This is a genomic window from Vibrio sp. 14G-20, assembly GCF_026241515.1.
GTDB lineage: Bacteria > Pseudomonadota > Gammaproteobacteria > Enterobacterales > Vibrionaceae > Vibrio.
In genome coordinates, this window is sequence record NZ_JAPHPW010000002.1 from 327,583 (window position 1) to 348,503 (window position 20,921).

20 protein-coding genes and 1 pseudogene are annotated in these 20,921 nt (G+C 43.4%); 5 read left to right on the forward strand and 16 right to left on the reverse strand.

Going from position 1 to position 20,921, the window contains the following annotated elements; genetic code table 11:
* Positions 1-155: 155 nt before the first annotated feature.
* The 5 genes from phaC to OQJ75_RS03095 form a co-directional block, all read right to left on the reverse strand.
* A complete protein-coding gene (gene phaC, locus OQJ75_RS03075) occupies positions 156-1,982 on the reverse strand; it encodes a class I poly(R)-hydroxyalkanoic acid synthase (RefSeq protein ID WP_265970632.1) in 1,827 nt (608 codons plus the stop codon).
* A 75-nt stretch (positions 1,983-2,057) separates the two neighbouring features.
* The gene (locus tag OQJ75_RS03080) at positions 2,058-2,405 is read right to left on the reverse strand and encodes a phasin family protein (RefSeq protein ID WP_017632947.1); all 348 of its coding nucleotides are present in this window, start codon (positions 2,403-2,405) and stop codon (positions 2,058-2,060) included.
* A gap of 131 nt (positions 2,406-2,536) precedes the next feature.
* Positions 2,537-3,748: an acetyl-CoA C-acetyltransferase gene (locus OQJ75_RS03085; RefSeq protein WP_265970631.1), complete on the reverse strand. Its 1,212-nt coding sequence runs from the start codon at positions 3,746-3,748 to the stop codon at positions 2,537-2,539.
* Between the two features lie 26 nt (positions 3,749-3,774).
* A complete protein-coding gene (locus OQJ75_RS03090; protein ID WP_265970630.1) occupies positions 3,775-4,515 on the reverse strand; it encodes an SDR family oxidoreductase in 741 nt (246 codons plus the stop codon).
* Positions 4,516-5,100: 585 nt separating this feature from the next.
* Complete coding sequence (locus OQJ75_RS03095; RefSeq protein WP_265970629.1) at positions 5,101-5,778, reverse strand: SH3 domain-containing protein; 678 nt, start codon at positions 5,776-5,778, stop codon at positions 5,101-5,103.
* Between the two features lie 96 nt (positions 5,779-5,874).
* Here OQJ75_RS03095 and OQJ75_RS03100 point away from each other — a divergent pair, with 96 nt between their 5' ends.
* Positions 5,875-6,450, forward strand: coding sequence for a hypothetical protein (locus tag OQJ75_RS03100; RefSeq protein WP_265970628.1), 576 nt, complete (start codon positions 5,875-5,877; stop codon positions 6,448-6,450).
* A gap of 269 nt (positions 6,451-6,719) precedes the next feature.
* The gene (locus OQJ75_RS03105) at positions 6,720-6,962 is read left to right on the forward strand and encodes a hypothetical protein (RefSeq protein WP_017062621.1); all 243 of its coding nucleotides are present in this window, start codon (positions 6,720-6,722) and stop codon (positions 6,960-6,962) included.
* Positions 6,963-7,131: 169 nt separating this feature from the next.
* Here the strand turns inward: OQJ75_RS03105 and OQJ75_RS03110 are convergent, their stop codons facing one another.
* A complete protein-coding gene (locus OQJ75_RS03110; protein WP_265970627.1) occupies positions 7,132-7,590 on the reverse strand; it encodes an Lrp/AsnC family transcriptional regulator in 459 nt (152 codons plus the stop codon).
* Between the two features lie 149 nt (positions 7,591-7,739).
* Here OQJ75_RS03110 and OQJ75_RS03115 point away from each other — a divergent pair, with 149 nt between their 5' ends.
* Complete coding sequence (locus tag OQJ75_RS03115) at positions 7,740-8,669, forward strand: DMT family transporter (RefSeq protein ID WP_265970811.1); 930 nt, start codon at positions 7,740-7,742, stop codon at positions 8,667-8,669.
* A 158-nt stretch (positions 8,670-8,827) separates the two neighbouring features.
* Positions 8,828-9,283: an exoribonuclease R gene (locus tag OQJ75_RS03120; protein WP_265970626.1), complete on the forward strand. Its 456-nt coding sequence runs from the start codon at positions 8,828-8,830 to the stop codon at positions 9,281-9,283.
* Between the two features lie 33 nt (positions 9,284-9,316).
* Here OQJ75_RS03120 and OQJ75_RS03125 read toward each other — a convergent pair whose 3' ends face one another.
* From OQJ75_RS03125 to OQJ75_RS03145, 5 genes are all read right to left on the reverse strand, one after another.
* On the reverse strand, positions 9,317-10,690 hold the full coding sequence (locus OQJ75_RS03125) for a sensor histidine kinase (protein ID WP_265970625.1): 1,374 nt from the start codon (positions 10,688-10,690) through the stop codon (positions 9,317-9,319).
* A gap of 45 nt (positions 10,691-10,735) precedes the next feature.
* Positions 10,736-11,467 (reverse strand): response regulator transcription factor, encoded by a 732-nt coding sequence (locus tag OQJ75_RS03130; RefSeq protein ID WP_265970624.1) that lies wholly within the window; start codon positions 11,465-11,467, stop codon positions 10,736-10,738.
* 81 nt (positions 11,468-11,548) lie between these two features.
* On the reverse strand, positions 11,549-12,229 hold the full coding sequence (locus OQJ75_RS03135; RefSeq protein WP_265970623.1) for a spondin domain-containing protein: 681 nt from the start codon (positions 12,227-12,229) through the stop codon (positions 11,549-11,551).
* 9 nt (positions 12,230-12,238) lie between these two features.
* Positions 12,239-12,922, reverse strand: coding sequence for a spondin domain-containing protein (locus OQJ75_RS03140; protein WP_265970622.1), 684 nt, complete (start codon positions 12,920-12,922; stop codon positions 12,239-12,241).
* 399 nt (positions 12,923-13,321) lie between these two features.
* Positions 13,322-13,663 (reverse strand): YggL family protein, encoded by a 342-nt coding sequence (locus OQJ75_RS03145; RefSeq protein WP_048606344.1) that lies wholly within the window; start codon positions 13,661-13,663, stop codon positions 13,322-13,324.
* 254 nt (positions 13,664-13,917) lie between these two features.
* On the opposite strand from OQJ75_RS03145, the gene OQJ75_RS03150 reads away from it, so the two are divergent.
* Entirely contained in the window at positions 13,918-15,945 is a 2,028-nt protein-coding gene (locus tag OQJ75_RS03150) for a PhoX family protein (protein WP_265970621.1), read from the forward strand.
* Between the two features lie 272 nt (positions 15,946-16,217).
* Here the strand turns inward: OQJ75_RS03150 and OQJ75_RS03155 are convergent, their stop codons facing one another.
* From OQJ75_RS03155 to OQJ75_RS03175, 5 genes and pseudogenes are all read right to left on the reverse strand, one after another.
* Entirely contained in the window at positions 16,218-16,838 is a 621-nt protein-coding gene (locus OQJ75_RS03155) for a LysE family translocator (RefSeq protein WP_265970620.1), read from the reverse strand.
* Positions 16,839-16,974: 136 nt separating this feature from the next.
* Positions 16,975-18,261 (reverse strand): DEAD/DEAH box helicase, encoded by a 1,287-nt coding sequence (locus OQJ75_RS03160; protein WP_019821956.1) that lies wholly within the window; start codon positions 18,259-18,261, stop codon positions 16,975-16,977.
* Between the two features lie 182 nt (positions 18,262-18,443).
* A pseudogene (locus OQJ75_RS03165) lies at positions 18,444-18,557 on the reverse strand (GTP-binding protein); the annotation flags it as partial.
* Between the two features lie 122 nt (positions 18,558-18,679).
* Complete coding sequence (locus OQJ75_RS03170) at positions 18,680-19,015, reverse strand: hypothetical protein (protein WP_265970619.1); 336 nt, start codon at positions 19,013-19,015, stop codon at positions 18,680-18,682.
* A gap of 499 nt (positions 19,016-19,514) precedes the next feature.
* Complete coding sequence (locus OQJ75_RS03175; RefSeq protein WP_265970618.1) at positions 19,515-20,498, reverse strand: CobW family GTP-binding protein; 984 nt, start codon at positions 20,496-20,498, stop codon at positions 19,515-19,517.
* Between the last annotated feature and the right edge of the window lie 423 nt (positions 20,499-20,921).

Genomic DNA, 20,921 nt, shown 5'->3' on the forward strand with positions numbered 1-20,921 from the left:
TTTTCCAGTTATGCTTGAGATAAGTTGACACTAAAAAGCCACTGAATTCAGTGGCTTTTTTATTATCTGGCGTTTCTGTTTACAGCTAGGGGGATGATGAAACTTTAGTAAAGCGACATCGTAGCTAATATAAAGAAAGCCTTATATAACAAAACCTAGGCTTCGTTTTTCGGAGCTTCTGTGTCAGCAGGCTCTTTATCAACAGCCTCTTGCTCAACAATCGGCAGCACCTGTTTTACATAGTTACCTGGTGCCTTGCCAATCACAGGGTTAAGCTCAGAACCTTGATTGAAAGGTTCGATCTTCTCGTCAGTCTCAAAGCCCTGTAACCACTGGTCCCAGTGTGTCCACCATGAACCTTCGTTATGGCTCGCATTTGATAGCCACTCATCAGCAGAATCATCAAGGTTGTCATTCAACCAGAACCCATACTTCTTCTTGTCTGGATGATTAACAATGCCTGCAATATGACCGGATTCACCCAATACAAAGGTTTTGTTGCCACCCGTATTCAATGCACCGCGATAAGTCCCCTGCCACAAGGCAATATGGTCTTCTTTGGCTGAAATGAAGTAGCTTGGTATTTTGATCTTATTCAAATCAATCCAAACACCGCCCACTTTCACACCTTTGTCTTGAACCAGTTTGTTTTCAAGATAAAGCTCTCGCAGCAAGAAGTTATGACACTTAGCTGCTACGTTTGTGCTATCACTGTTCCAGTACAGAAGATCAAACTCCATCGGGCTGCTGCCTTTGAGGTAGTTATCAATGTAGTAGTTCCAGTAAAGACTGTTTTCACGCAGCAAACTGAACGTCACACTCAATGAGCGACCATCCATATAGCCTTTGGCGTCGTTCTGTTTCTCAATCGCGTTAATGATCGTTTCGTTGATATACGCGCCAACCTCTCCCGGCTGCGAGAAATCCAACAAGGTGGTAAAGAAGGTCGCTGTTTTGATGCGCTTTTTCATTCGTTTCGCAGCGTAATAAGCTACCGTCGAAGCCAACACCGTACCGCCAATACAGTAACCGGCTGCATTGATTTGCTCTTTACCTGTGATGTCTTCAATCGCGGTAACGGCTTTAACCACACCTTCCGTGACATAGTCACCAAACTCAGTGTCTTTCTGCGCTTCACCTGGGTTGCGCCAAGACATCATGAATACGCTATGCCCTTGCTCAAGTAACCAGCGCGCCATCGAGTTCTTCTCACGAAGATCAAGAATGTAGTACTTATTGATGAACGGCGGAACGATCAACAAAGGCGTCGCGTTAACCTGCGGTGTCTTTGGATGGTACTGAATCAGTTCAAACAGCTCGTTTTGAAAAACAACATCACCTTCGGTGTTCGCCACATCCACACCCAATCGGAAAGCGTTATTGTTGGTCATGCGGATCTTGAGTATATCGGCGCTTGCTTCAACGTCCGCTTGTAACTGCTCTAACCCATCGAGAAGGTTTTCACCATTTCGCTCAAGCGTCAGTTTCATCAACTCTGGATTCGTTGCAATAAAATTGCTTGGAGAAAGTGCATTGATTGCCTGACGAGAAAAGAACGCCACTCTCTCTTTGGTTTTTTCGTCAATACCCTCGATCGAGTTGATGGTGTCGATATAGCTTTTACTGAATAATAAATAGGATTGTTTGATAAAGCTGTAGAACGGGTCGTTTTTCCACGCTTCATCAATAAAGCGCTTGTCGCTGCGGTCTTCTGAGATAAGACTCTCGGTGTTGCCCATCAGCGCGGCATTCTGCCAGATCTTAAGTTGCTGTTCCCACCATTGAGATTGTAACTGAAGTAGAACGGCGGGTTGGTTGGCGGCTTGCTCGAAGATTTTTGATGCATCCTCAAAGTTCAATTCTTGCATCGCTTGGTTTAGGGGAGATTGCGCGGCTTCCTTGTTTTGTTCAAAGCTTTCCCACCATTGCTGGTTCGTTTGTTGAAGTTTAACAAGGTAGTCCGAAAAGAAGTGTTGAAACATAACATGACTCCAATAATCGGAAAATCGCCACCGAGCCTCACAGCAAACACTGCGCTAACTCGATGGCGATTAAATTTATGCAGGTGTAACTGTTTTCAAGTTTTCAGTTGTTAGTGTTTCAACATCTTCTTTGAACTCTTTTGCAGCAGCTTGCATTTTTGAGCTATCAGTCATCATCTGTTGAGACAATTGAGTTAGCGCTGCTAGTTGCTGGCTGTTGAAAGCCGTTAGGCTAGTCACGTCTTTGATTTCAGTCACTGCTTTCATTTGCGCAAGACCCATGTCCGTGTAAGTCTGCATTGCATTCATTTGCAGTTCAGTCATCGTTTGGACGTTCTTTGCAACCAACTTGTTGAACTTTAAGTACGGTTCAAATTGCTTTTCAGTTTGGTCAGTAATTGTTTTGAAAATATCCGTGTACATAAGTAACTCCTGATGAATACATAGTTTAATAAATTTGTGTCACTACCGTTTCAGCCAACGCTCATCGATTAACTCACGATGCTTTGAAAAGCTGATCCGATATTTTAAGCTTGCTACCGATATATCAGGCTCTAACCTTCAATACCTTTTAGCAAAACAGCGGTTCCCATTCCTCCACCCACACAGAGTGAAGCAACGCCATAAGTCATTTTCTGTTCAAGCATTTCATGGATGAGTGAAACAATAATTCGATTGCCTGACGCACCTAAAGGATGGCCAAGCGCGATTGCACCACCATTCACATTCACCTTTGGCTTGAACGCATCAAGCGGTAAGTCATGCTGCTCTGATAATTGGTACATTACGCCAAGAGCTTGTGCTGCAAACGCTTCATTCAATTCAAATAAATCTATTTCTTCGAGAGTGAGATTCGCTTTATCAAGCGCTTTAGAAACCGCTTCTACTGGTCCTAAACCCATAATCTCTGGATCCAAACCTGACTGTGCGTAGCTGGTCAGTTCCACTAAAGGTGTTAGACCATATTTCGCTACCGCCGACTCAGACGCTAAGATAATCGCACTCGCACCATCATTGATGCCCGAAGCGTTACCCGCCGTGACAGACCCTTCACAGTCAAAGGCTGGGCGAAGCTTTTGCAGACCTTCGAATGTCGCGTCTGACTTCGGATACTCATCCGTATCAAAAGTCACGGTTTGTCTACGCTGCTTAACTTCTACAGGCACGATTTGCGCGTTAAACTTACCCGCTTCAATTGCAGCAACGGCTTTCTGTTGGCTTTCTAAGGCATAGTTATCTTGAGCTAGGCGCGAAATATTTAACGTGTTCGCGATATTCTCAGCAGTCATGCCCATGTGGTAGTGATTAAACGGATCGGTTAAGCCATCACCAACCAGTAAGTCTTTCATTGAGATGTCACCCATTTTGTGACCATTACGAACGCTCGCTGGTACCACAAAAGGAATTTGGGACATCACTTCAACGCCGGCAGCGATAATCACTTCAGCATCTTGTGCTTTGATGTGCGCCGCTGCGTCCATCACTGATTTCATGCCACTGCCGCAAATCATGTTCACGCCGTATGCTGGTGTTTCCTCAGGAAGCCCCGCATAGATGGAAGCCTGACGAGCAACCCCCATGCCTTGACCTGCCGAAATCACGTTGCCGACGATCACTTCATCAATCGCATCTAACGAAATATCGACAGACTCAAGCGCACCTTTGATCGCAACGCCAGCCAGCTCGCCCGCAGATACGTTTTTTAGCGACCCGGTAAATGCACCAATAGGAGTGCGCTTAGCCGCAACAATAAATACTTTTTCCATCATTCCAATCCCTTCAGTTTCGCCAATTAGTGCATGTACAAGCCGCCATTCACAGACAATGTTTCGCCTGTAATGTACGCGCCAGATTGACTCGCTAAAAAGCCCACTGCGTCTGCAATTTCAACAGGTGTCGCTAAGCGTTTCATCGGGATTTGGTTCTTGATTGAATCCAGTACTTCAGGCTTCATTTGCTCAACCATAGGAGTTGCTGTGTAGCCAGGAGCAATTACGTTCACGGTTACGCCGCTACGAGCGCCTTCCGCAGCCAATGCTTTAGAGAAACCAATCATTCCAGCTTTTGCTGCCGAGTAGTTAGTTTGTCCAAATTGGCCTTTAAGACCATTGACGGAAGAGATGTTGATGACTCGGCAGTTACCCTTTTCACACATAGGAGCGAACAAAGGTTGAGTCACGTTGAACAAACTGTTTAAGTTCGTTTCGATAACCTCTTTCCACGCTTCGGCATCCATCTTTTTAAAGACGCTATCACGTGTAATACCTGCGTTATTGACCAGCACATCCACCGTGCCTTCTTCTTCTAACAACTTGCTTAAGCTCAGCGCACATTCCGCAGTATTGGTAACATCTAATTCAAACAATCTCACTTGATCTTCGGTGAATTGTTTTTCATTAAACCAATCCAATGCACATTGGTAATTTCCAGTAAAATAAGTCGCGATAACACGATAGCCGTCTGCAACTAATTTAGAGGAAATTGCTGAGCCGATACCGCCTTTTGACCCTGTAATTAAAGCAAGCTTTTTCATTAATGGTTCCATCCCTTACAAGCAATTAAATAACAATGATGTTAATAAGATAATGTCTTAGTTGATAATTAAATTTTTCGTTTTGCTTTAATTAAACCCTACAACTCAAGATCAAAAAGTATTATTACAAATATAAAATATTTCCGTATTATGATTAAAAACTAGACTTGCATCCCAAAATCAATGAAATGTTACACATATGCAAACCAATGCAAGACTATGATATTAGTAAGGTTTATTTAATTTCACTTTTATCACCAAGCCGATAAGCCATTGTTTACCATAAATAAAATGATGCTCTCCAACTTATTTCAAGAATAATGCAACATTGGAAAATCAAACAATTGACGGTGCAAATAATAATCAGACCATTATTTCTTATTAATAAATCTATCGAGGCTAACCTATATCGAGTTCAATATAATTTAATGCTTAAATTCATAGTAACTAACTGTTTGATTAGGTCATAAAAACATATAGGTAATAAAAAAGCCCACTCTCGCTGAGAGCAGGCTTTCGGTCTAAATCAATAAATAGAAAGGTTAATCGCTATTAATACATCGAATATTAATAACGGAGTGGATCTTACTTAGTAAATATTTCATTTGTATTTACATCTAAATAAATTTTATTTTCAAGAGACAGTCCACCACAATAGATAAAATAGACATCTCGGTCACTGTACTTCACCGATTTCACCCAACCACCTAGTTCCTCGAAGTCACTTGGGTCACATTCGCCATCAGAGATCAGCTCTGCAACCGTATTGCGGAACTTCTCTTTATGGATCTTCAGATCGTCGGATTTGACCAAATATGAATCCAATATCTCTATGCTTTCTTTCTCGGAAATAATCACTTCATCATTCGATAGGCCAGACATCGAAACCCATTCGGCTGTCTGTGGCCCGCCTTCTTTTAGAACGATGTAATCTGAGATACGTGCCCATTCACCCTGCTTTTCGAGCACTTCGACTTTTTCGCCTTTGTAGAGGTGGTCTGTTATCAGACCATCAATTTCCGGCTGTTCTACCACTTCAAGCTTTCTATCCAGAACGTAAAACTCTGTCTGCTCTGGCTCAGGTTTAAGTTCCATGATCGGTTTTAAATCAGCTTCAGGCTGAGCAACTTCTTCAACGGACTCTTCGGTTTTCTCTGCTGGTGTTGGGTCTTTTTTCATAACAAAGAAGTAGTACGCCGCTCCTCCTCCGCCCAATATTAACAATACAAGTAAAGCGATCAGCGCTTTTTTCATCAAATCCACCAGCTCTTCCGTTTTAGGTATACATGAAGTGTACATCAACTCATGCTGCCACTCATCTATACTCTCTATAGAGAGCACGGTAAGTAGAGGAAAGTCATGCGTTTTTGGGTAAAGGTTATCATTATGAGTATACCTTTGATTGCCAATGTCGCGGTCGCAAGCCATTGCAATCGTGAAAACTGGCAAACACTGCTGGATCGCCAACTCGTATTTGAAGGTCGCTACAACCAATACACCAAAGAATTCAACCAAGTGCTCTCAACCTATGAATCACAAACACTGCTATCTAAACACTTCAACGAAACACAGATCATTGAGCTTTGGGCGAAGTATGAAGAAAGGTTTAATACACAGCTCAATAGTCATATGAATACCGCTTATGATGTCTCTGAAGTTTTGTTAAAACAGGCATACATCGTTTCTAGCGAACTAGAAGGAGCTCAGTCTCTCACTCGCTCATGGCAAGCCGTTGCTCAACACTGTGCTAAAGCAAAACTACCGCGCCAATCTGAAAGCGCACAATCGCATGTGACAAGTTCACAATCGCTCTCCAAAGATCTCCATACACTCAGTGATAAATTCCGTCAGCTGTCGTCAAAGTATCGTAAAGAAGCCAATATGATAGATGAAGCACGTCATGCAAAGGCACTGATAAACGATGCATCAAACTGAAACCCACATTCAACTTTCTCTGTTCATCGACTGGATATCTCGTTGTAACAGACTATTCTCCTGCCAAAATATCCAGAAAAATCGTTAATCAAAGCTTTATCAATAGCTTGTAAAGCTAATGTGGTAACTATCAACAATAAAGTTCACTTTCCGACCAACGCAAGCAAATATGTGAGATATTCATCACAAAATAGATTTACAAACGCCAAGAAATTGTTATCATGATTATTCATATAACTTAATAACAAGAAACATTTTGGCTAGGTAATATGCAAAAAACTATGGCTTTCAACTGCTTGAGTAACACGGAATGGACTGCGGAGATAAGAGGTAAACTTTTATCTGTAGCTAAACACATGGAAGAGTTCGGTTCAGTAAGTGAGCTAGAGCTATGTAAGATATTTGGAGAGACGATTTGGAATGACGGTGTGGATTATCATTCACATGCTTTTTCATTCAGAATTAACGCTCAAACTGGGGATTGTTCAATCTCTAACTTTAAGTATCACTAAGTTTTGCACCTATCATATACGGAGTACCTTTCACGAGGTGCTCCGTTTTTTATTGCTTGGAACCTGACAACTTATCGATGACATTTAACATTGACGGCACTTCTAACTCAAGAGCAAACCATTTCGATTTCAGCTCATTCAGCCGCCGCGTAGCTGCTCTAATTTTGGTTTAATCGGTATAAATTGGCAGTGCCGCGTTGCCTTTTACTTGTCTTATCGCAAGGTGAGTATGGATGTCTTTCACGTTAGAGAGCCTTTGAAGTTTTCTTGTAAATGCCTCGTAGGCCATCAAGTTAGGACTAACCACCTCTAAGAGATAATCATAAGCCCCAGATACAACGTGGCAACTGATAACCTCCTCCATCCCTACAACAGCCCCTTCAAACTTATTAATCGACACTTCTTGGTGATTGTTTAAGCTTACCTCAACAAATACACTCATTGCGATGCCAACTTGCTCTCGAGACAAGCTCACACGATAACCGTCAATAATGCCCTTTTCTTCTAGCCTTTTGACCCGCCTTGCGCAAGGCGACGGTGACAAACCCACTTCGTCAGCAAGTTCAGCCGTGGTTAACCTGCCATCTTTTTGTAGCAGTTCGAGAAGATGTCTATCAATTCTATCCATAGCAAATGCCAAACATTAGTTAAATCCGTTAATTATTTGGCAAATATTAGCAGAAATCCTCAACGATAGCTCAAGTTAGACCAAAACTTGCCAACCTGTGGCACACCAACTATCCCATAATGGGCCATCACCCACTCTCCTTTTATATTATGAATCTTGGCTACTTATCTATTACTGTCACCCTACTCATTTGGGCGAGCTTTTTCCTGTCTCTTAAAGGCGGAGCAAATTCAGATTTAACACCTGCAGATATCGCTCTCACAAGGTTTCTCATACCGGCTTTGGTGTTATTGCCTCTGATGTGGAAAGCACGCAGTGCGATTGCTGAAGTCCCAAAACGATATCTAACGGGTATGTTTGTGGGTAGCGGATTACCTTATCTACTTGTTGCAGGGACAGCCATGCAGTTTGTTCCAGTATCACACGGGAGTGCTTTGGTTCCGGGAACGCTTCCTCTATTCGTAACAGGAATCGCGGTACTCTTTTTTAAACAACCGCTTAGCCGGCACCGTGTCGTTGGTTTAGGTCTTGTTTTACTCGGGATATTGTTGTTTCTAGGAAATAGCTTAAGCAGCTTCAACTTTGAATACACCAAAGGTCACTTGTTGTTTTTGTGCGGCAGTTTGATGTGGGCGACTTTTACCATCTCAGCACGTGTTGCCAACCTTAATGCGCTCGTGAGTGCAGGTTTTATCTCATTCTGTTCCACTTTGCTACTACTGATCCTTATCCTTACAGGAACCCTTCCTAGCCATTTAATGAGTACACCAATTGCTCAATGGCCAGTCACAGAGCTTACCGTGCATTCAGCGGTACAAGGCGTTGGTGCAGGTTTAATCGCGGCTTTCACTTATTTATATGCTGTAAACACGTTAGGGGCGGAGCGTTCAGCAGCATTTGGCAGTGCAACTCCAGCCGTAGCAACTTTGTTGGCGATCCCACTGTTCAACGAGATTCCGGATACGATGACTTGGTTAGCACTTGGTTCAATTTGTATCGGCAGCTTGGTCGCGAGCAACATTTTCATGAGAAACGACCAGTCTATGCAGTATCAACCGCCAAGCCATAACAAAGCCTGATACTGCGTTCCAACCTAAATACAGTTCCCCTAAACATCAATTTTAGGGCTTGCAGTACACAGATAAGCCTACCAACGTAGGCTTATCTAAAATCTGCTTTTTCTGAGCTCGCTTCTCCATTAAACTGTCCGACCTTTTTGCAGATCCAAGAGAACACCATGCAACGCGATTACACTTTAACTTGCTTAAACAACATGCCTCGTGAAGAACTAGAAGAATTTAGTTTAAGAATGATTCATCGCCTTGTCCCTGAAGATGCAATGACGGAACTGTTTACGTTCGAACAGGAAGAAGTGACCAATGAAGAGCGTATGCAATCAGCGAAATTTGATGCGATGCTTCGAATGACTGCAATCGCGCTGAGTGAAGTGAATCTTGCGTTTAGTGAGTCGGATAACTCGCAACAAAACATCGAGCGCATGACTCGACTATTGCTTTGGCACTTCTATGCAATGTCGTTCAACCTTGAGCAAGCGATCAGCCTTGAAACTCACTGTGACAAAGTCGAGAAGATTTTGTTGAAAGCACCGACAGAAGCATTTGCTTGGGTAAAAGAGCTCACAGAGCTGCTTCACTTCTATGCTGAAGTGAATGACGACAAAGAAAACGGATAGACTCGAATATCTCCGAGCCGAAGGCAGACAGAACTATACCGAAGGCAAGTAGAAACTTTGCTGAAATGAGTTCTCTGCCTTTGTTGTTTCTAACACACTGTGATGCAACATCAGTATCGACTGTGCGATTTTAGTCCCAATACCCAGCGATCCATTAGGTGCTTCCAACTCGATCTCATTGTGTATAACCACTTTCACCCGTTTTGAATCCGCTTCTAGACCAACATTCATCGATACCGCCGTCCCACTTGGGCTATGTCTTAATGCATTATCTAACAGATTCAAGATCAATCTCTCAAGCAGATCACTATCACCTACAGCCTTAACCCCATCAGGTATTTCGATATTGATCTGAACATTTTTCTGCAAGTATTGGCTTTGTATCGTCTCTAAGCACTCTCCCATCAACACATTGATATCAATCGAAGCATACTGATAGGTTGGCACAGGGTTATCACGTTTAGCGCTATCGAGTAGTGAATGGAGCTGTTCTGACAACTTGTTGCCATTGCGGTAAGCGACGTCAATTAACGGATCTGATTGCGGGTTTTGAATCTTCCACGTTTCCAGATACCCCAATACACTCGACAATGGCGTTTTCAAATCATGACTGAGTTGCAATAAGCTTTGTCTGCGGTGTGATGACTGATATTCAAGTTGCAAAAATTGCTGTTGAATGTGCTTCGCCATCAATTGATACGAGCGCGCAATCGGCACCAATTCTGGTACTTGATGAATGAAGTTCGGATCCAATCGAAAATCTTGCTCTGCTTGTTGCTGCAGCTTGTTGGTTACTGCTTCTATTGGGTTTAATAGGCTACGTTTGACCAACAGATAAGCCCCAACCGCAAAACCTAAGATAGAGATCAGCATAAGCCCTGCTAACGCAATGTATGGCGTGTCGACCTGCGAATTGGCAATCACGGTGTGGCGATTACTGCCAATCAAAACGTACAGATACCCAACGGTCGAACCTAGTTCTTCAATCGCCGCCACAGAGAACACCTTGCGAGCCCCCGGATTGATCGGGTCTTCTCCCAGAATGGGATAAGGCTCGTCGTTTAAAAACTGTTGAATGGGCGCTAGGTCTATCTGGTTCGCTAACACAGTGCCTTCCGGCGCAGCATGGGTCGTAATATTGCCCTGACTGTCGAGGAAATAGATATCGAAATCTGGCCCTATCAACATCAAGGTGTGGAATATGGATTTGAGCGCTTTAGGGTTGTAGTCAGTACCAATCATCAGTGGATTATCATCACGCATATGCACCGCCAGATCTTTATGTAAGCTCTGCTTAGTTCTCTGTTCTATGGTCTCTTTTTGCCAATGATAGGTGTAAGCAATCACCACACTCACGATCAGGAACCACAAGCTTGTGAACAACACTAAACGCGATTTAAAACTCATGTTTTCTCCTCGAAGGATCTTAAGCTTGGGACGCAACACATAAACCTAAGCTTTTGACTCAAACTTATAACCAACACCCCAAACGGTTTTGATAAAGTCATCATCACTATTCGGCATCGCAAGCTTGGTTCTTAGGCGGTTGACTGTGCTACAGACGGTATGGTGATAGCCAGAGTGATGAGTATTCCAAACATGATCGAGCAGTTCGTCTTTGCTATACACACGTCCTGGGCGTGTTGCTAAAAAATGAAGTAAGGTAAATTCAGTAGCAGTCAGCGGTACGTCTTGGTTATTGAGTGAAACCTGATGGCGTTCTGGTTGAATAGTGAGACCACCAAAGCTCATAACCGATTCTATTATTGAAGTATCTTGATCAGTTGATTCGACATGGCTTAAACGGCGAAGCACGTTCCTCACTCTTGCTTGAAACTCGAGAACGCTGAAAGGTTTCGTTATGTAGTCATCAACACCGGCTTCTAAGCCTGACACCTTATCTAACTCAGCGTCTCTTGCGGTTAGCATGAGTACTGGCGTCCAATCCTCTTGCTGACGCAACATTCGACAGAAATCGAGTCCGTCACCGTCTGGTAAGCCACGATCCAGTACGATCAAATCAAAATGACCCTCTTTATAGAGCGCCTGAGCTTTTTCAATCACATTAGCTCTGATTACGTTATGCCCCTGGAACTTAAGATGCATCTGCACCAGCTCAGCCAAGTCATCATCGTCTTCAACCAACAATATGTTTGCCATCAAATTTACCGCAGCACTATTCATGATCCCTGCTCTATTCTGAGTCTACCCACCTTTCAATTGACCGGAACAGAGCAGGAATTCTTTCATCGTGCTTTCAACCTGTTACTCAGTTCGAGTAATGGTGATTCTTGCACCGGGGTTAAGGAAACGATGATTTGCACTTAAAGTAGAAGTCGTAAGGCCGTCATCTTGGCTAATTACTCCAGAGTGGAAACTCACTACATCGGTGTCGTCTCGTGTGGTATTAAAACCTTCACCACCGCCTGCTGGTCCCGGAATGGTTGCAGCGAGCTCATCGTTCAACTCAGTTCCCGAATCCCAAACATTCATGTTCATGGTAAAGGTATAACCCACCGCTAATGACTTGAGCGATAATCCGGATTCGCCGACAAACGCATCATTGGTGTTCACCAACATGGAAGCAACTGAGATATACCCTTCTTGATTTGGGTCGACACGAATCGACACCGTGTCTTGCTCACCTGAAAGAATCAGCCCATTGCCTGAGATGCCTTGATAAACATTTGCGTCACTGTCACTGAGCGCAAGCAATTGTGCATTACTGCCCCCTTCCGCCAAGTATTCAAGATCGACAGAGGCACTTTGCCCAACTTCAAACAGGTCAAAATTCGTATTATGAGTCAGCACCGCGAGCGGTGACATTGGTTGATTAGAGGTGAGGTTAGTAACACTCACATCATAGCGATAGTAATCGTCGTCATCGTCCGGACAACCCGCCAAAACAGCTACTGATGCAGCGATAAATAGAATTCTAGCTTTCATACATCCCCCTTACTTCACAACAATGGTGATAGTTGCAACAGGGTTTAACCAACGATGGCTGCTGCTATCGAGGTCACTGATGCCACCCGCCGCGTCACTATCACCAATGTTACCCGGATGAATATGAGCCTTAGCGTTTGATACTGCCGTTTCTACACCAGTGCCACCAGCGCCAAAGGTAATGAATGGAGGGTTCGGCATGCTGCCCGCCAGCTCATCATTGGCTTCTGTGCCTGCGTCATAACCATTTAGAGTCGCTTTGTAAGTGCCCGCTTGAGTTGGGATTTTCCAGCTATCTAGACCAACAAAGCCGTCGTTGGTCGGCAGCAGCATGGCACCTAATGATAGGTACTCTAAATCACCAGTACTGATATCAAATGTAGTTGCGACGCCCGGGTTGAGAATTCCGGCGGCTGGATTCTCAACCACCACGCCGCCCGCGTTAGCAATGACACCAGATAAACCTGAAATATCGCCACCTTCAGCCATGGATTCTAGTTCCGCAGAAGCAGTTTCACCCGTTCTAAACATGAACAGGCTTGAGTCATGAGCCGCCGCTAAGATAGGCGTAAAGTAGATCCCTTTCGTTGCATTAGTGACAGTGACTTCAAGCTCAGCAGCCTGAACTTGAGCCGCTCCGAAGGCCAGCATAGCCGAGCTGATCACTAAGCTGATTTGAGTATGTTTATTCATTTTGATTCCATCCTTTATCGAGTCCTATCGTTGCCAACAAAACGAATAACAGCGATATACCGTTACCTTTGCCAGAACGAACTATGGTGTTGTTGACTCTAAGAATGGCGATCAAATCTATCAGCAACTTCATTGAATTCTCATAAAACTCTCACAAGTTTATCCAAACTTATTACTGCCAATAAAAGTAGCGATAAGGTACTCATATTTAAAAGAAAGTTATTGATTAATTATTTACGTAGGAAGGGATAGAAAAGAAGGTAAAGAATAGAAATGGAACGAATAAAACGCAAAAAGGCCGAATCGATTTACCGATTCGGCCTTTATTCTGGCGTACTGTTGTTACTCTTTCATAAGCCGTATTTGGCCTTTCAATCGAGCTAACAACACAACATCAAATTAGAACGCGTAATTTGCGTCAATTAGTTCGCTAACTTCCACTTTGCTTACTTCAGCACGGGCTTCAAGCCATTGTGCAACTTGCAGTTGTTCTGCTTCTGTTACTGAACGGTAGCGCTCAATTGAACATAAGAAACCTTCAAACAGCTCAAGGCCGCCGCCACCAAAGCACAGACCGATGCTGTCGATGAAATCAATGAACTCGTCAATGAACACATCGTATTGGTCAAAATCAGCAATCGAAGTCTTGCAGCTTACTTCAAAACCCAGAATCGCGAATTCACCTAGATATAACTTTTTGCGTAGGCGGCGATTTTTGTTTTCGATTTTATCTAATTTCATAACTGTCTCTCTTTTGGTTTGATAAAGCATTTATACACAGTTCTACCCTAATCCCCAAGAGTTTTGTATTGCACGAGAGTGTTAATAGCAAAATTCGTGCTACAGAAACAAAACCTTAATCAAATCTATAAAAATCTGTCACTTAACTGCTTCACGATTAGTCACACATTGACCCAACTTATTAACTCGTTAGTTAATAACTGGGTTAGTCATGAATAACGAATAATAAAATCAGACAATAGGAAGCAGTCGAGATGAGCAAGGAAACATTTGATAGCACTCGTTTTAACAAGAGTAACAACAAACCCTTCGAAGAAGTGTTAGATGCGAATCTTTCAAGAAGAAACGTTCTGAAAGGCGGCTTAGGCATCAGTGCAATGACCGCATTTGGCGCGTTTGGTTTAGCAGGCCACAGTACAGCGCACGCTGCGACAGCATCATCTAGCGCACCGAAAAAAAGCACTGCTACACTTGCATTCGAATCGGTTAAAGGCTCATTGACAGACAGTGTCGTTGTGCCAAAAGGCTATACAGCACAAGTATTGGTTCCTTGGGGTACTCCACTTAATAAGCAAGGCAAGGCTTGGTTAAAAGACGGCACCAACAACGCACAAGATCAAGCAAACTCACTGGGCATGCACCACGACGGCATGCACTTCTTCCCGCTTGATGGCAACAGTAACGACGGCTTATTGGTGATCAACCACGAATACATCGACCAAAAAGCACTGCACGCTAATGGTCCTACATACGATCAAGGCAACCGCCCTAGCCTTGATGAAGTACGTAAAGAGATCAACGCGCACGGCGTGAGTGTGGTTCGCGTGAAACTAGAAGGTAACCAATGGGTAATGGTCGATAACGATCCACTGAACCGCCGCTACACGGGCGCTACAGTAATGGATCTGTCTGGCCCTATTGCTCACAGTGAATTTACCAAAACCAAGTTCTCACAAGACGGCAGCCAAGCTCGTGGCACGTTGAACAACTGTGGTAATGGCTACACGCCATGGGGCACTTACCTAACGTGTGAAGAAAACTGGCCGGGTTATTTCGTTAACAAAGGCGAGACAACGCCAGCGCAAGAACGTATTGGTATCGCAACCGACAAAACACGTTACGGTTGGGACACGCTTTCAGATAACAAACAAGAACGCTTAGACGAATTTGCTCGCTTTGACGTAACACCAACAGGTGAGTCAGCAATGGATGATTACCGTAACGAAGCACACGGTCACGGCTACATTGTTGAAATCGACCCATACACTGCAAACTCTCGCGCTAAGAAACGTTCTGCACTGGGTTGTTTCCGCCATGAAGGCTGTACGTTTGGTAAGTTGACCGAAGGCGAGCCAATCGTATTCTACTCTGGTCACGATTCTCGCTTTGAATACCTCTACAAATTCGTATCTGAAGAGAAATGGGACCCGCGTGACGCAGACCCACGTAATCGCCTAAGCGCGGGTGACAAGTACATGGACAAAGGCACACTGTATGTGGCTAAGTTCAATGATGATGGTTCAGGTACTTGGCTACCACTGACTCTGAGCAGCAATACAACAAATGGCGGCAAGCTAGGTGATTCATTTGACTCTCAAGCAGCGCTTATCATCAATACAGCAGGCGCTGCCGACCTTGTTGGTGCAACGCCAATGGATCGCCCTGAATGGTGCTCTGTTGACCCGATGACAGGTACCGCTTACCTAACGCTGACTAATAACAACAAGCGTAAAGAAGCGAACTCTGCGAACCCTCGCGTAAACAACAAATTTGGTCATGTTATCCGTTGGGATGAAGGCAAAACGACAGGTGAGTTCGATTGGGATATCTTCGTATTTGGCTCTCCAGCAGTGGAAGACAAGTCTATTAACCGCTCTGGTCTAACAGACATGAACCAATTCGCGAGCCCTGACGGCTTAGCGTTTGATGCTCGTGGCATCTTGTGGATTCAGACAGATAACGGCGCAGACGAAGTAACCGGCTACACCAATGACCAAATGCTGGCTGTTGTTCCATCTCAATTAACGGATGACAAAGGCAACAGCGCAGTGATTGATGCAAACAACCAAGCACAGCTTAAACGCTTCTTTGTGGGTCCAAACGGATGTGAAGTAACTGGCTTTACTATCAGCCCAGACTTCAAATCACTGTTTGTGAACATTCAACACCCTGCAAACTGGCCTTCTTCAAGTGACGCAACTGCGCAAACTCAAGGCAATGTTCGCCCGAGAGCATCTACGGTTGTGATTCGTCGTGAAGACGGTGGTGAGATCGCCGTTTAATCAGAGCTTTAAAGCTGGTCTTTTTGATATCGATAGTGATTAAAAGCGGCTCAATCTAAAGACGTTACAACGAAAAAGAGCGATAAGGTTAAATGCCCTATCGCTCTTTGATATTCTATTCATTCTTCGGTTTGAGTAAGAATCCGAGCCTTCAAAACTCATCGTCATTCAAAGCGCTCGTAATCCTAAGCTCTCGTCATCCTCGAGTAGGAGGAAAGACTGAATCAGGGATCTTTAACCGTTATCGCTGATCGCAATACCGTTAATCACAGTTAGCTCACGAACAACCACACACCAACACCCATCATCAACGTACCTGCAATACGGTTCATCAACTTAACGTTATCGGCTTTGCCCAGCATATGCTTTAAGCTCTTTCCGCCTGTCGCGTATAAAGTCATACAAACAAATTCAGAGACCAGAATAATCGACACAAGAATCAACAACTGTGGTGCTAAGTTTTTACTGTTGTTGATAAAAGGAGGCAGTAGAGAAATCATAAACGCCCAGCCTTTTGGATTAGCGATCGCAGTAACAAAGCCTTGAGCCACCAAGTCCCAATCATTGTTCACTTGAGCTTCTTGATTATCAGTACTGATCGCCAGCTTGCCTCTTGAACGCCACATCTGAACACCTAAATAGAACAAGTACCCTGCGCCCACAAACTTGAAGCCTGTAAATAGCCATGGGTAATTCAACATAATCGAAGCGATACCTAATACTGCGGCAACTGAAACCACAGCGACACCAGCCAATTCACCGATCATCATCCATAATGTACGCTTGTATCCAACACTCATTCCAAGTGTCAAAGCCAAGGTCATACACATGCCGGGCGTGATTGACACGAAGAAAAACGTGGGAATAAAAGCCCAAAGTAGTGCGCTATCCATATTATTACCTTATCGACTTATTTTTATTTGAGTGTTCAGCTTGTTGAACGATCTTTGTAAGTAGCGACCTTGTATGTAGCGACACAACGAAAAAGAGCCACAATACAGTGGCTCTTTTTCATTACCAACCATAATTTTACTTACGACGGTTTTTAATTCGCTTCATCATAGTCAAACGACGTTCAGCGCTTGCTTGATCTTGTGGCTCTTCGTTCGCGTTGTTCTTACGACCTTGACGGTTTTTGTAAGCCGATTTAGTGTTCAACTTCTCGATGTAAGCATCACGTTTCTTCGGTTCATAACCCGGTTGTTCAACACGGCGAATACGCTGTTGAATCAGTTTTTCAACTTGGACAACAGTCAGCTCTTCTTCGCGGTTGACGAAAGAGATTGCGTGACCTTGTTTACCAGCACGACCTGTACGGCCAATACGGTGAACGTAATCTTCCGCTAGGAAAGGCATGTCGTAGTTAATTACGTGTGGTAAGTCTTCGATATCAAGACCACGAGCCGCAACGTCGGTTGCCACCATCACACGTGCTCTACCTTCTTTGAAATCATCCAAAGCACGACGACGAGCGCTTTGCGCTTTATCACCGTGACAAAGTACTGCTTTAATACCGTCTAGCTTAAGCTCTTTAACTACATCGTTCGCTGTTTCTTTGTAGTTCACGAAAACAAGCACTTGGCGCCAGTTTTTACGACCAATTAGTTCAGAAAGCAGTTCAGTTTTACGCTCTTGATCCACTGGGTACACTACGTGACCTACAGTAGCAGCCGTTGAGTTTTCGCGCTCAACACTAATACGTTTAGGTTTACGCAGAATATCAACAGACAGCTGGTTTAACTGAGTAGAAGTCGTTGCAGAGAACATCATGATTTGCGGCGATGTTTCTACATCCAACATGATCTTACGAACGGCATTGATAAAGCCCATATCTAGGATACGGTCAGCTTCATCGAATACTAGGAATTCTAGATTTGCGATAGACACGTTACCCGCTTCTAAGTGCTCTTCTAAACGGCCGGGGGTTGCAACCAAAATATCCACACCCAGTTCTAATTGACGAACCTGTGAAGACATCTTGTTACCACCGTAAACCGCAGAAACGCTTAGATCCGTGTATTTAACGTAGTCTTTAATGTTTTGAGCGATCTGCGCAGCAAGCTCACGAGTTGGAGCAAGAATAAGGCCGCGAGCCGTTCCTCTAGACGCCTTTTTACCGCTGTTCAAAAGGTGTTGGATAACAGGCAATGAAAATGCCGCTGTTTTACCCGTACCGGTTTGAGCAGTAGCAAAAATATCATGGCCTTTACGAGCCATTGGAATCGCTTTTTGTTGAATTGGAGTGAGTTTTTCATAACCACACTCAGTCAACGCTTTGACTAATTCAGGAGCAAAACCTTGAGAGGAAAATGACATTGTTACGGGTTCCTTAAGCAGACAGCCTACATTCTTATTTCAGCCGAGCACTATAAAGTAATTAGAGTGATTTATCTCACATTTATCGTGATATAACGCAAACTTTCTCATTTAATCTGGTGTTTATCCCGCCTTCAACGAAGTAAACACCAAGATCCTTGGTTCAAACAGCAAAAACAGGGCTATTGGATGCCACACAGCTTGAGAAGAATCTGCTCGAGTTCGCCCCACGGCATTAACTGCGAGTCGATCACTTCAAGACGAGATTCGAAGCCATCATAGTAAATTTCGTTCAATACCAAAAGAATAGATATTTTAGTGATTATCGATAAAGTTTACGACACGTTTACCAGCCTTGTACTTCTAGATTTTAGCTTAGTTAAGAACTGTAGATAGACTTAGTGCACCTCGAAATCATCTACCTAATGTCAAAATTTTTTGAGTTATTTGTTTCACTCTTGTGTGGCGACTCATTTGAATAATGAGTATGTTCCATCAAATCAGCGTTGTGATAAGCAAACCTTACCTCAGATTTACGCATATTTTTGGCTCGTAAATATGCTTTGGTTTTCTTTGCTTCTACATGTACTTCTTTCACCTTAGCAATCGCTAACTTTTTAGTTTGATATTCTGAGTAAGATCCATCTCCAAAATAGACAAAATGCTTTGCTTTCTTCTTAACGCTTCGTCCAAAACACTTAGTTAGTATCAGTCCAGTAAGTAAAAAGAGTATCGTCAATGAAATTACGCTCACAGGTTCCCCATTATTGAGTAGTTAGATCTATTTAATAGATTATTAGTACCAGGCCTATAAACAATAAAAGGCACAGTTTAATCTCAAGGCCATTCATATTATTTTTGTAATGTAAATCAGATTGAAATCACCAAATAATTAGGTACTTGTTAGGCATGAGTATTAGTCACCTTACGTAGGAACGTACTACCTACATGAGATGAAGTAAGCTCATGACTTACCAGCGATATAGTATCCCAACCCAAAATATGAATGAAAACAGGCCGACCGCATCAATGAGATTCTTTTAATATCAATGAGGCCGGAAATATTCTTGATTAGGACTATTCTGGGTAAGTGGAAGGTTTGAGAATGTTTTCGAAAGTAATAAGAGGGAATGAGATTTGAAATAGTGCTTAGAAAGCAAGCAAGCAAGCAGAGTGGAGTATGAACATGAAGCTATATATGCCAACTATGAAGTCGACATATACAACTTTAGATATTTAAGTTATCTAAACCGCTATTTAATACCACACAGCTTGAGAAGAATCTGCTCGAGTTCGCCCCACGGCATTAACTGCGAGTCGATCACTTCAAGACGAGACTCAAAGCCATCAAGAGAAATTTCATTCACTGACACCACTTGATTCGCCACATTGAATGCGTAGCAACCTTGGTCGGTGTTCACTACGGCTTTTACACGCTCAGCCGTTAGATCTGACAACATTGAGAATAGTGCATCGAAGTCGAACTTATGCTCTGCACCAAAAAGCCAACCACAACTGAAATAGCCCTGACCTTTATTCTCTTTACGGATGAAAGCTTCACCGGGAGGAAGTTGGAATTGTGGCTCTTGTTCAGCGTGATCGTGATGATGCGCTTCAAGATGAGATGAAGCACTGCCGTATACTCTTTCAATATCCAACACTTCCAATGGCACTTCACCATCGTGAATTAGCTTATGGAATACTTTTGCTGGCGTTTGATCCGTCACCCAATCATTAAACACATCGATGTCTTCAGAATGAACAAGGTCAACCTTAGTCCCAAGAATCACATCAGCACTGTTTAATTGGTCATTGAAATTCTGATTCGAGGTGTACTTTTCATTGGATAGATTTCGTGGGTCAACCAAACCAAGCGTCGCTTTTAGATCAACATAAGGCGTGTACTGATCGGAAGTCAGTGTCGCAATCACTTGTTTAGGGTGACCAAGCCCTGTCGGCTCAATCAATAAACGGTCTGGTTTTTGGCGAAGTAAGGCATTAATACCTACCGACATAGGCACGCCCGCAGTGCAACACATGCAGCCACCCGGCACTTCTTTAATCAAAGCGCCTTGATCTGTCATCAATGCGCCGTCAATGCCGATTTCCCCGAATTCATTAACAAGAACAGCCCAGTTTTCATTTTCAGGTTTATTTTTTAGTAGGTTCAAAATGGCTGTCGTTTTACCAACGCCTAAGAAGCCCGTAATGATGTTTGTAGGAACTTTTTTGGTCATATCAGTTCTCCTTTTTAAGGGAGTATATACTTAATCACCAAAAAGTTGACCCCAATCGCTTGTTTATACTCAGATTGGCGAGCAGAAGAATGGATTGGCTGATACCGAAGATTAGACTGACTCACGGAGAGATTGCACTTAACGAAGTGTGAAGGCTTAAGCTGATAAATAGATAATAGAAGTGAAAGTTAAATTTTGGATGCTCCAAACGAACTAAAGGCGTACTTACTCAGTACGCCTCACCCTCGTTACTCAATCGTGAGTTCGCGAATCAGGAAGCCTTAAATATCGACCTGAACATTTAACGAGGAACTAAAAATTTGTTTCTGAATCCATCCAAATTGTGTGTAAAACCTCACTTCTCCTTGCGGTTTGTTATGTTGCTTTACGATTTAACTATGGTTCATTTTTGGTGATATTCAA